Consider the following 9522-nt stretch of genomic DNA (forward strand, 5'->3'; position numbering starts at 1 on the left):
CCTTGGAGACCCTGGGCCTTCACCGCTGGCCGAAGCCTCCGTCAAAGACATTTGGTGAGCTATTCCAGGGCCAGCCGCCACTTGGGGCCCTCCTTGGTGTCCTCCACCACCACCCCGAGGGCTTTGAGCCTTTCCCGGATCAGGTCGCTTTTGGCGTAATCCTTGGCCCGCCGGGCCTCCTCCCTTAGCTCCAGAAGCAGGGCGAGGAGGCCTTCCAATAGGGGAGCGGATACCTTCTCCTCCAGAACCCTTTCGGGGAAGAGGCCCAGGATGCCTTCTCCCAGGGTACGGAAGACCTGGGCGGTGCGCCTTAAGGTGTCCCCTTTGGCCTCCGGGAGGAGCCTATGCAGCTCAGGGAGGAAGGTGAAAAAGGCAGCCAGGGCCTCCGGGGTGCCGAGGTCGTCCTCTATGGCGGCGAGAAAATCCTTCTCCAGGGCGTCAAGGGCCCTTTCCAGCTCCGGGGTGGCGCCGGGGGCCGCCGTGGGGACCCTGGACCGCACCTCGCGGTAGGCGTGGAGGAGGCGGGCATAGCCCCGCTTGGCCGCCTCGAGGCCCTCAAAGGTGAAGTCCATGGGGCTACGGTAGTGGGTCTGCAGGAGGTAAAAGCGCAAGGCCATGGGCTCGTGGGCCTCCAAGAGGTCATGGAGGAGGACCAGGTTCCCGGTGCTCTTGGCCATCTTTTCCCCTTCCAGGAGCACGTGGTTGTGGTGCATCCAGTGGCGGGCGAAACGGTAGCCCGCCGCCTCCGCCTGGGCGATCTCGCACTCGTGGTGGGGAAACTGCAGGTCTATGCCCCCCGCGTGGATGTCAAACCCCTCCCCCAGGTACTTGAGGCTCATGGCGGTGCACTCTATGTGCCAGCCAGGGTACCCTTCCCCCCAGGGGCTTTTCCAGCGCATCAGGTGGCCGGGTTCGGCGGCCTTCCAAAGGGCGAAGTCCAGGGGATCCTCCTTCTCCTCCCGCACCTCCACCCTCGCCCCTGCCCGGAGTTCTTCCAGGCGCTTTCCCGATAGTTTCCCATACTGGGGGAAGGCCCTTACCCGGAAGTAGACGCTTCCTTTACGTTCGTAGGCGAAGCCAAGGTGCAAAAGCCTTTCCGTAAGCTCAATCTGTTCCGGTATGTGGCCACTGGCCCGGGGGGCGATGGAAGGCCGCAGGACATTAAGGGCGGCCATGGCGTCAAAGTAGCTCCAGGTGTATTTCTCCGCCACCTCCATGGGCTCAAGCCGCTCCAGCTTGGCCCGGCGCACAATCTTGTCCTCTCCTTGGTCGGCGTCGTCGGTGAGGTGGCCCACGTCGGTGATGTTGGAGACGAAGCGCACCTTGTAGCCCTGATGAAGGAGGTAGCGGCGGAGCACATCGTAGACGATGGGGCCTCGAGCATGGCCCAAGTGGGGGTCCGAGTACACGGTGGGGCCGCACACGTAGATGCCCACGTGCCCCGGGACGGCGGGGGTGAAGTCCACCTTGGCCCGTTGCAAGGTGTCGTAGATGCGAAGGCCCATGTGGGCCATTATAGGCCCGTGGCATAATGGCGGGGTATGGGACGGATTCTGAGGGGGTTGGCAGGGGAGGGGCAGCTTAGGGTGGTGGCGGCGGACACGGGGGACGTGGTGGAGGAGGCCCGGCGCCGCCATGGGCTTTCCCCCACCGCCACCGCCGCCTTAGGGCGGGCCCTCACGGGGGCCTTGCTCTTGGCCCAGCTTCTCCTCAAAACCCCCAAGGAAAGGCTTACCTTGCGCATAGAGGGCACGGGGCCCTTGGGCGGGCTTCTGGCGGAGGCGGACGCCTTTGGGCAGGTGCGGGGCTACGTCAAGAACCCCCAGGCGGAGGTGCCCTTGCGGGAGGACGGCAAGCTGAACGTGGGGGAGCTCTTGGGCGCCGGGGTTTTGCGGGTGGACCGGAGCCTGCCCAATGGGGAGGTCTACACCAGCACGGTGCCCTTGGTTTCTGGGGAGATTGCCGAGGACCTGGCCCACTACCTCTGGCAGTCGGAGCAGATTCCCTCGGCCATCCTCCTGGGGGTGCGGGTTAAGGGGGAAGGGGAGGTGGAGGTGGCGGGGGGTGTGGCCATCCAGGTGATGCCGGACACCCCCGAGGAGGTGCTATCCCGCCTCGAGGCCAACCTCTCAGGCATCAAGGGCATCACGCCCCTCTTGCAGGAGGGCCTGGAGGCCGCCTTGGAAAGGCTCCTTTCGGGCTTGGGGTTTGCCCGCACGGACCTTAGGGCCCTGGGCTACCCCTTAAATGAGATCCCCGCCCGCTTCCAGTGCCGCTGCAGCCGGGAGAAGGCCCTGGAGGCCCTGGTCTTCTTCACCCCGGAGGAGCGGGAGGACATGATCGTGAAGGACGGGGGAGCGGAGGTGGTCTGCCACTGGTGCGGGGAGGTCTACCGCTTTTCCCCCGAGGAGATCCGCTCCCTGGTGGCGGAGGTACGCTGCCCCGATTGCGGTGCCCTTTGGCTGTATCCCAGGGCGGACGGTACCCTGTTCCGGATTGAGGGGGACACCTGCCGTTGCGGCCGCAAGGTGGAGATTCCTTCGGAAAAAAGGGCCCAGGCTTGATAAGCTTAGGGCATGTTCAAGACCATCCTCTTGGCCTACGACGGCTCGGACCATGCCCGGCGGGCGGCGGAGGTGGCTAAGGCGGAGGCCCAGGCCCACGGGGCCAGGCTGGTGGTGGTGCACGTGTATGAACCCGTGCCCGACTACCTGGGCGAGCCCTTTTTTGAGGAGGCCTTGAAAAGGCGCCTGGAGCGGGCGGAAAAAGTCTTGGCCGAAGCCTTGGAGCTAACCGGTGTGCCCAGGGAGGATGCCCTTCTCCTGGAGGGCCGGCCGGCGGAGGCCATCCTGGAGGCCGCCATGGGGGAGAAGGCCGACCTCATCGTCATGGGTACCCGGGGCCTGGGGGCCATCGGGAGCCTCTTCCTGGGTAGCCAAAGCCAGAAGGTGGTGGCGGAGGCTCCTTGCCCCGTGCTCCTGGTGCGTTAGCCCGGGGTGGGGGAGGTTTGGCCACGCCAGCGAAGGAGCCTGGCCTCGAGGCGGTTAAAGAGGAAGAAGAGGAGGAGCACGAAGGCCACGATGAGCGCGATCAGGGCTAGGCTGAGCCTAGCGTTATAGGTGCTCTGGGCGAAGGAGAGGAGATAGCCCAGGCCCCGGCTTGCCGCCACGAACTCCCCTACCACCGCCCCGGTAAAGGCAAAACCCACGGCCACTTTTAAGGAGGAGAGGACCCAGGCGGTGATGGAGGGGAGGTAGACCTCTCTTAGGAGCCAGTAGCGGCCTCCTCCCAGCGTGCGGATCCTCTCCACCAGCCTGGGGTCCACCTGCTTCACCCCGCTGTAGACCGCGAAGAAGATGAGGACGGCCACCAAGACCAGGCTGAGGGCTACTTTGGAGGCCAGGCCAATGCCCAGCCAAATGACGAAGAGGGGGGCGAGGATGACCCGGGGTATGGCATTGAGGAGGAGCATCACCGGCTCCAAGAGATCCGCGACCAGGGGGCTGAAGGCGGCCAAAAGGCCCAGGATTCCCCCGAGGAGGATGCCGGTTCCCAGACCCAATAGGGCTGCGGTGAAGGTGGCTTGGAGGTGGGGCCAGATCTCCCCTTCCCGGAAAAGGCCCATGAGGGTCAGGAGCACCTGGGAAGGAGGAGGGGCGTAAAGGGGGTTAAGGAGGCCAAGGGCCGAGAGGGCTTCCCACAGGATGAGAAGGGCCATTAGGCCTAGGTTACGGCGCATCGCGAAGCCTCCTTGAGCTCCTGCCAAAGGCTTTGCAGGTAGAGGCCAAACCGGGGGTCGGCCTTCACCCTCACCGGGTCCCGGGGACGGGAAAAGGGGATGCGGTGCTCTTGGATGATCCTAGCCCTAGGCCCTTGGGAAAGGAGGCAGACCCGATCGGCCAGGCTGATGGCCTCTTCCAGGTCGTGGGTCACCAGGAGCACAGCGATGCCCTCTTCCTCCACCAGGCTGAGGAGGTCCTGGGTCACCTGGGTGCGCAAAATGGCATCCAGGCTGGCGAAGGGCTCGTCCATGAGAAGCAGCCTAGGCTTCAGGGCAAGCACCTGGGCCAGGGCCACCCGTTTGCGCTGCCCTCCCGAAAGCTGGTGGGGGAACCGGTGGCCTAACCCGCTTAGGCCAAGGCGCTCCAGCCAGGCCTCGGCCTCCTTCCGGGCCCTCTCCCTGGGCCAGCCCCGGATTCTCAAGCCCAGGGCTACGTTATCCAGGGCGGTGCGCCAAGGGAGAAGGGCATCCTCCTGGAAGAGGAAGCCTACCTCTTCCTGGGGGCAGGCTCTTTGGATCCCTCCCCTTTGCGGGGTGAGGAGGCCAGCAATGGCCCGGAGCAGGGTGCTTTTGCCACTCCCTGAAGGTCCCACTAGGCTTACGAACTCCCCCTCCTCCACCTGAAGGTCCACCCCTTCCAGGACGGGGATGGGTCCGTAACCCAGATGGAGCCCTTGTACCTCAAGCACCACCCAGGACCTCCAGGTCCAGAAGCCTTTCCACTTGGAAACCGGGTGGGAGGAGGCCGGCTTCCATCTGGCTCTCCGCCACCCGGCGGGCGGCCTCGAGGTCTATGCGCACCCCTAAGGGATAGAGGTCCTTGCGGTAGCGCTCAATGATGGCCTTGAACCGTACCTCGTCCCCACCGGCGATGAGGGCTTTGGGCAAGGTGTCGGCGATGAGGCGGGCCTCCGCTGCCCGGATGAAGCGCAGAGCTTTTTCTAGGGCCCTGGCCATGGCCCGCATCTCCTCGAGGCGGGCTGGCCTTTCCTCCCGCCGGATAGCCACCCCCATGAACTCGTAGGGGCCTCCCAGGAAGGCGGTGGCCTGCTTCAGGTCCATGAGGTTCACCAGCTCGCGCCCTCCCGCCTCCTTGAGTAGGGAAAGGGCCGGTTCTTGGATCATCCCGGCCTCCACGTGGCCGGCCTTTAAGGCCTCATAGAGGTTGGGGCCCAGGGTGGCGTACTGCACCCGCTTGGGGTCCAGCCCAGCTTTTTTCAACAGGTAGACCAGGAGCACATGGTCCGCGTTGCCCAGGGCGGACACCCCCACGGTGCGCCCCTCCAGGTCTTTGATCCCCCGGATGCCCGGTGCCTTGGGGCTCGAGGCCAGGGCGAACAGGGGTAACCTCCCCGTGGAGGCGAAGCGCAGGATGGGGGCACCTTGCTGGTAGGCCTGGAGGGCGGCATCCAGGCTGGTGGCGGCCTAGTCCACGGCCCGGCCTACCAGAAACTGGAGGGCCTGGCTTCCCCCCCGGGCGTAGACCAGCTCCACCTCGAGGCCCTCTTCTTGGAAGTACCCCCTTCTGGCAGCCACCTCATAAGGGATGATGCAGAGGAGCTGGGAGCAAAAGGCCAGCTTAATCCGCTTCCTGCCCCTCTGTCCCATACCGGAGCCCAGGAGGGCCAAGCCGGAAAGGCCCTTGACCACCTTTCGGCGATCCACGCAGCAGCTCATGCCCTTTATGGTGCGGTATGAGTTTCATCATGTCAAGGGTATAAGGCACGGCCTTGGGTGAGGGCCCACCGGCAGATCCTTCCCCAGGGCTATACGGGGGTTTATCTAGCCCCGGAATCGGTAAGCCTTGGGGTTTACGTATACTGGGGAAAGGGAGGGGCTTATGGCCCTCCTTTTTCGTATAGGGGGTTTCTGGTGCCCGGCGTTTTGCTTTTGGCCTACTTTTCCGGGGTGCTCTTGGTGCGCCTGGGGTTGCCCGCGTTTTTGGGCTACCTGGGTGTAGGGATGGCTTTGAGGCTTTTGGGCGTGGCCGGTGATCCCCTTTTGGACTTTTTCGCAGACCTTGGCGTCTACCTTTTGCTTTTCACCGTGGGTCTCGGCCTGCGCTTAGAACGCCTGGTGCGCCGGGAAGTTTGGGTCACCGGGGTTTTTCAGCTCCTCTTGCTTCCGGTTTTCCTGGCCGCCCTCTACATCCTGGGTCTGGCGCAGAACCTCTTGTCCCTACTGGTGTTGGCCGTGGCCCTTCTCAATCCCAGCACCGTGCTTCTGGCCCGGGTGCTTCAGGGCAAGGGGGAGCTTTCCGCCTTGCACGGGCAGCTGGCCCTGGGGATCTCGGTTTTTTTGGATGTGGTATCGCTGGCCCTCCTCATCCTTGCGGGGTTCCAAGGGGTAGGGCCGTTGGGGTTTTCCGTCTTGGCCCTTCCTTTGTTGCGACCGCTACTGGTCCGCTTGTTTCACCTGGCCCAAAACGCTGAGCTTAAGCTCCTTCTGGGTGTGGGGCTGGCCCTTTTGGGGGCGGAGCTGGCCCGTTTCCTTCAGGCCCCGGAGGCTTTGGGGGCTCTTTTTATGGGCTTGGGGTTGTCCCGCTACCCGGGGGTAGGGGAGGTGGTGGAAAGGCTCTGGGCGCTGAGGGAGACATTTTTGGTGGCCTTCTTCCTTAGGGCGGGAATGGCGGTAGGTCCCGATGGGGTTTTTGTGGGGCTTTTGCTTTTGCTCCTCCTATTGCTCAAGCCGGTTTTTCTCTTCCTACCCCTGGTCCGCCAGGGCTTTAGGGCCCGCACGGCTTTTCTGGTGGGGGTAGGCCTGGGCACCTACTCGGAGTTTGGCCTGGTGGTGGCGGGGGTGCTGCAAGGGCTAGGGCAGATGACGCCCCAGGGCGTAGGGGCCGTGGCCCTAGCCGTGGGGGGCTCTTTCCTCTTGGGAGCCCCGATGGTCCAGAAAGCCCACCTCCTTTATGAAAGGTGGAAGCCTTGGCTTAAAGGGTGGGAACGGCCCGGGCTACACCCTGACGAGGAGCCGCAAGGGGCCTTGGGGGCCAGGTGGCTGGTGGTGGGCATGGGGCGGACGGGGACAGCGGCCTACCGCTTCCTGGCGGAGAAAGGGGAGAGGGTCTTGGGTTTGGATAGCGACCCGGCCAAGGTGGAGTACCACAGTTCCAAGGGCCGGCGGGTGCTCTATGGGGATGCCGAGGACCAGGCCCTTTGGGAGGGGCTGGACCTGAGGGGGGTTAAGGGGGTCGTGCTAGCGCTCCCCGACCTCGAGGCCCGCCTCCAGGCCACCAGGGCCCTGCGGGCCAAAGGCTTTGCGGGCGTGGTGGGGGCGGTGAGTTACGCCAAGGAGGAGGACGCCCGGCTTTTGCAGGCGGGGGTGGATGTGGTGTTCCATCCGCTTCTGGAGGCCGGGGAGCGACTTGCCGAAAGGGTTTTACAAGCCAGCGAAGCCTAGGGAAAAGCTAAACTTAGGGGTATGAACTACGACACCTTGGCGGTGCTCGCGGGGCTACCCGAGGACCCCCATGGAGCGGTGGGGCTTCCCATCTACGCCGTGGCCGCCTACGGCTTTAGGACCCTGGAGGAGGGGGCAAAGCGCTTTGCCACTGGGGAGGGCTACGTTTATGCCCGGCAGAAGGACCCCACGGCCAAGGCCTTGGAGGATAGGCTTAAGGCCCTTGAGGGAGCCATGGAGGCGGTGGTTTTTGCCTCGGGGCAGGCGGCCACCTTCGCTGCCCTAATGGCGCTGCTCCGCCCAGGGGATGAGGTGGTGGCGGCCAAGGGGCTTTTCGGCCAGACCATCGGCCTTTTCCAGCAGGTTTTGGCCCCTTGGGGGATACGGGTGCGTTACGTGGAGCCCGAGCCCCACCGGGTTCGCGAGGCCCTTACCGAGGGTACCCGGGCCATCTTCGTGGAGACCATGGCCAATCCTGCCCTGATGGTGCCGGACCTCGAGGGCCTGGCCTCCGTGGCCGAGGAGAAGGGGATCGCCTTGGTGGTGGACAACACCTTCGGGGCCGCGGGGGCGCTGGCCAAGCCCCTAAGGTGGGGAGCCCACGTGGTGGTACAAAGCCTCACCAAGTGGGCGAGCGGCCACGGCTCGGTGCTGGGGGGGGCGGTTTTGGTGCGGGAGACGGGGATCTGGCAGCACTACCCCCAGTTTCTAGAGCCCGATGCCCGGGGCCAGGTGCCCTGGGAGGCCTTGGGGCCTAGGTGCTACCCGGAAAGGGTGCGCACCCTGGGGCTTTCCCTTATGGGTATGGCCCTATCCCCCTTCAACGCCTACCTTCTCTTCCAGGGCCTGGAGACCGTAGCCCTCAGGGTAAAGCGGATGAGCGAAACGGCCCTGCATCTGGCGGAGGCTCTTAGGGGCCATCCCAAGATCCAAGCCCTTCGTTACCCTGGCTTGCCCCAAGACCCAGCCTACCCCATGGCCCGGAAGTACCTGGCCTCGGGGGGGCCCATGCTCACCCTGGACCTGGGAAGCCAGGAGGCGGCAGGCCGCTTTTTAGGGGCCATTCCCTTGCCCAAGGCCGCTAACCTGGGGGATGCCCGCACCCTTCTGGTTCACCCGTGGACCACCACCCATAGCCGCCTGTCCGAGGAGGGCCGGCTACAGGCGGGGGTTACGCCGGGCCTGGTAAGGGTTTCCGTGGGGTTGGAGGACGCGGAGGACCTGGTGGGCTGGTTTAGGGGGGCCTTGTCCTTTGTTTAGAGGGGAGGAAAAGCACAAGCGACTTGCATCGTGAAGGTACTCACATAAAGTGGGCTAAAGAAGAGGGGCCAGAGCCCCTCCCACCAGGTCAACCCGCCCTAGACCACCCAAAGCCCTTTGCGCATCAGGGGAATGCGGGTACCATCCTCTAGGAGCCCATCCACGTCCATCTCCTCCGAGCCGATCATCCAGTCAATGTGCACCAGGCTTTGGTTACCCCCGCGCCTAAGGAGTTCGTCCCCTGTAGGGCGGCCCTCCAGGTTTTCGGCATAGGCTTGGCCAAAGGCAATGTGGCTGGCGGCGTTTTCGTCAAAGAGGGTGTCAAAGAAAACCAGGCCCGTTCTGGCGATGGGGTTGTCGGCGGCCACCAGGGCCACCTCTCCTAGGCGCCGGGCGCCTTCGTCGGTGGAGAGGGCCTTAAGGAGAACTTCCTGCCCCTTTTCCGCCCCCACTTCCACGGCATACCCCCCCTCAAAGCGGGCCCAGATGCCCTCCACCAGCTGCCCCCCCAAGGCCAAGGGGCGGCTGGCCCGCACGATCCCTTCCACCCGTTCCCGGTGGGGTGCGGTGAAGACCTCCTCCGTGGGTAGGTTGGGATTGCAGAGAAGCCCCTTCTGGGTGGGGGTGGCCCCTCCTTGCCAGAGGTGCCCTTCCGCCAGGCCCACCACCAAGTCGGTTCCTGGGCCTCGGAAGTGGATAGCGGAGAAACGCCTTTCGTTCAGGTAAGCCACCTTCTGGTGCAAGGAGCGGTTATGGGCTTCCCAGGCGGCCACGGGGTCTAGGGTATCCGCGCGGGTGGCCTGGAAGATGGCCTGCCAGAGTTGGGCCACCGCCTCCTCCTCGGGTAGCTGGGGAAAGACCGCCTTGGCCCAGCCAGGGTGAGCGAAGGGCACGATGGTCCAGTTGGTGACGAACTCGCTTATGGCCTCGAGGGCCGGCTTGTAGGCCCGGCTTTGCGCCTGCTGGGCCCGGCCTATGCGCTCTGGGGGAAGGCCCTCGAGGGCCTTGGGGTCGTTGCCGGAAACCGCCAGCCGGGCAGCCCCCTCGCGGAAGGCCTTGGCCATGCCCTCATAGAGCCA

Annotated in this window: 8 protein-coding genes and 1 pseudogene; 4 read left to right on the plus strand and 5 right to left on the minus strand. The window is 64.8% G+C overall.

The features are described from left to right. Nucleotides 1-59: 59 nt before the first annotated feature. Nucleotides 60-1505 carry a cysteine--tRNA ligase gene (gene cysS, locus Q0693_RS02375; RefSeq protein WP_298628903.1) on the minus strand — a complete coding sequence of 482 codons (1446 nt, stop codon included), beginning with the start codon at nt 1503-1505 and terminating at the stop codon, nt 60-62. 36 nt (nt 1506-1541) lie between these two features. Between cysS and hslO the strand changes: the two genes are divergently transcribed. Both hslO and Q0693_RS02385 read left to right on the plus strand, forming a co-directional pair. Beyond that, nucleotides 1542-2564 carry an Hsp33 family molecular chaperone HslO gene (gene hslO, locus Q0693_RS02380; RefSeq protein ID WP_298628905.1) on the plus strand — a complete coding sequence of 341 codons (1023 nt, stop codon included), beginning with the start codon at nt 1542-1544 and terminating at the stop codon, nt 2562-2564. Between the two features lie 12 nt (nt 2565-2576). Further along, entirely contained in the window at nt 2577-2990 is a 414-nt protein-coding gene (locus Q0693_RS02385) for a universal stress protein (protein ID WP_243030352.1), read from the plus strand. Here Q0693_RS02385 and Q0693_RS02390 read toward each other — a convergent pair. The 3 genes and pseudogenes from Q0693_RS02390 to Q0693_RS02400 form a co-directional block, all read right to left on the minus strand. Further along, on the minus strand, nt 2987-3739 hold the full coding sequence (locus Q0693_RS02390; protein ID WP_298628908.1) for an ABC transporter permease: 753 nt from the start codon (nt 3737-3739) through the stop codon (nt 2987-2989). The two genes, Q0693_RS02385 and Q0693_RS02390, sit on opposite strands and share 4 nt — an antisense overlap. After that, nucleotides 3724-4473, minus strand: coding sequence for an ABC transporter ATP-binding protein (locus Q0693_RS02395; protein WP_243030354.1), 750 nt, complete (start codon nt 4471-4473; stop codon nt 3724-3726). Before Q0693_RS02395 ends, Q0693_RS02390 begins: the two co-directional genes overlap by 16 nt. After that, nucleotides 4463-5458: pseudogene (locus Q0693_RS02400) on the minus strand (ABC transporter substrate-binding protein). Before Q0693_RS02400 ends, Q0693_RS02395 begins: the two are co-directional and overlap by 11 nt. 195 nt (nt 5459-5653) lie before the next feature. On the opposite strand from Q0693_RS02400, the gene Q0693_RS02405 reads away from it, so the two are divergent. Together Q0693_RS02405 and Q0693_RS02410 are read left to right on the plus strand one after the other, a co-directional pair. Next, nucleotides 5654-7183 (plus strand): cation:proton antiporter family protein, encoded by a 1530-nt coding sequence (locus Q0693_RS02405; protein WP_243030356.1) that lies wholly within the window; start codon nt 5654-5656, stop codon nt 7181-7183. Between the two features lie 21 nt (nt 7184-7204). After that, the gene (locus Q0693_RS02410; RefSeq protein ID WP_298628912.1) at nt 7205-8443 is read left to right on the plus strand and encodes an aminotransferase class I/II-fold pyridoxal phosphate-dependent enzyme; all 1239 of its coding nucleotides are present in this window, start codon (nt 7205-7207) and stop codon (nt 8441-8443) included. A gap of 98 nt (nt 8444-8541) precedes the next feature. On the opposite strand, the gene Q0693_RS02415 is transcribed toward Q0693_RS02410, so the two are convergent. Continuing rightward, the coding region (locus Q0693_RS02415; RefSeq protein WP_298628914.1) for an aminopeptidase at nt 8542-9522 on the minus strand (981 nt) is incomplete at its 5' end.

This window comes from uncultured Thermus sp. (assembly GCF_938010445.1).
Taxonomy (GTDB): domain Bacteria; phylum Deinococcota; class Deinococci; order Deinococcales; family Thermaceae; genus Thermus; species Thermus altitudinis.

Coding starts and splice junctions, on each gene's coding strand:
- Q0693_RS02385 (WP_243030352.1), top strand. CDS start 2,577: ATGTTCAAGACCATCCTCTTGGCCTACGACGGCTCGGACCATGCCCGG.
- hslO (WP_298628905.1), top strand. CDS start 1,542: ATGGGACGGATTCTGAGGGGGTTGGCAGGGGAGGGGCAGCTTAGGGTG.
- cysS (WP_298628903.1), bottom strand. CDS start 1,505: ATGGGCCTTCGCATCTACGACACCTTGCAACGGGCCAAGGTGGACTTC.
- Q0693_RS02410 (WP_298628912.1), top strand. CDS start 7,205: ATGAACTACGACACCTTGGCGGTGCTCGCGGGGCTACCCGAGGACCCC.
- Q0693_RS02390 (WP_298628908.1), bottom strand. CDS start 3,739: ATGCGCCGTAACCTAGGCCTAATGGCCCTTCTCATCCTGTGGGAAGCC.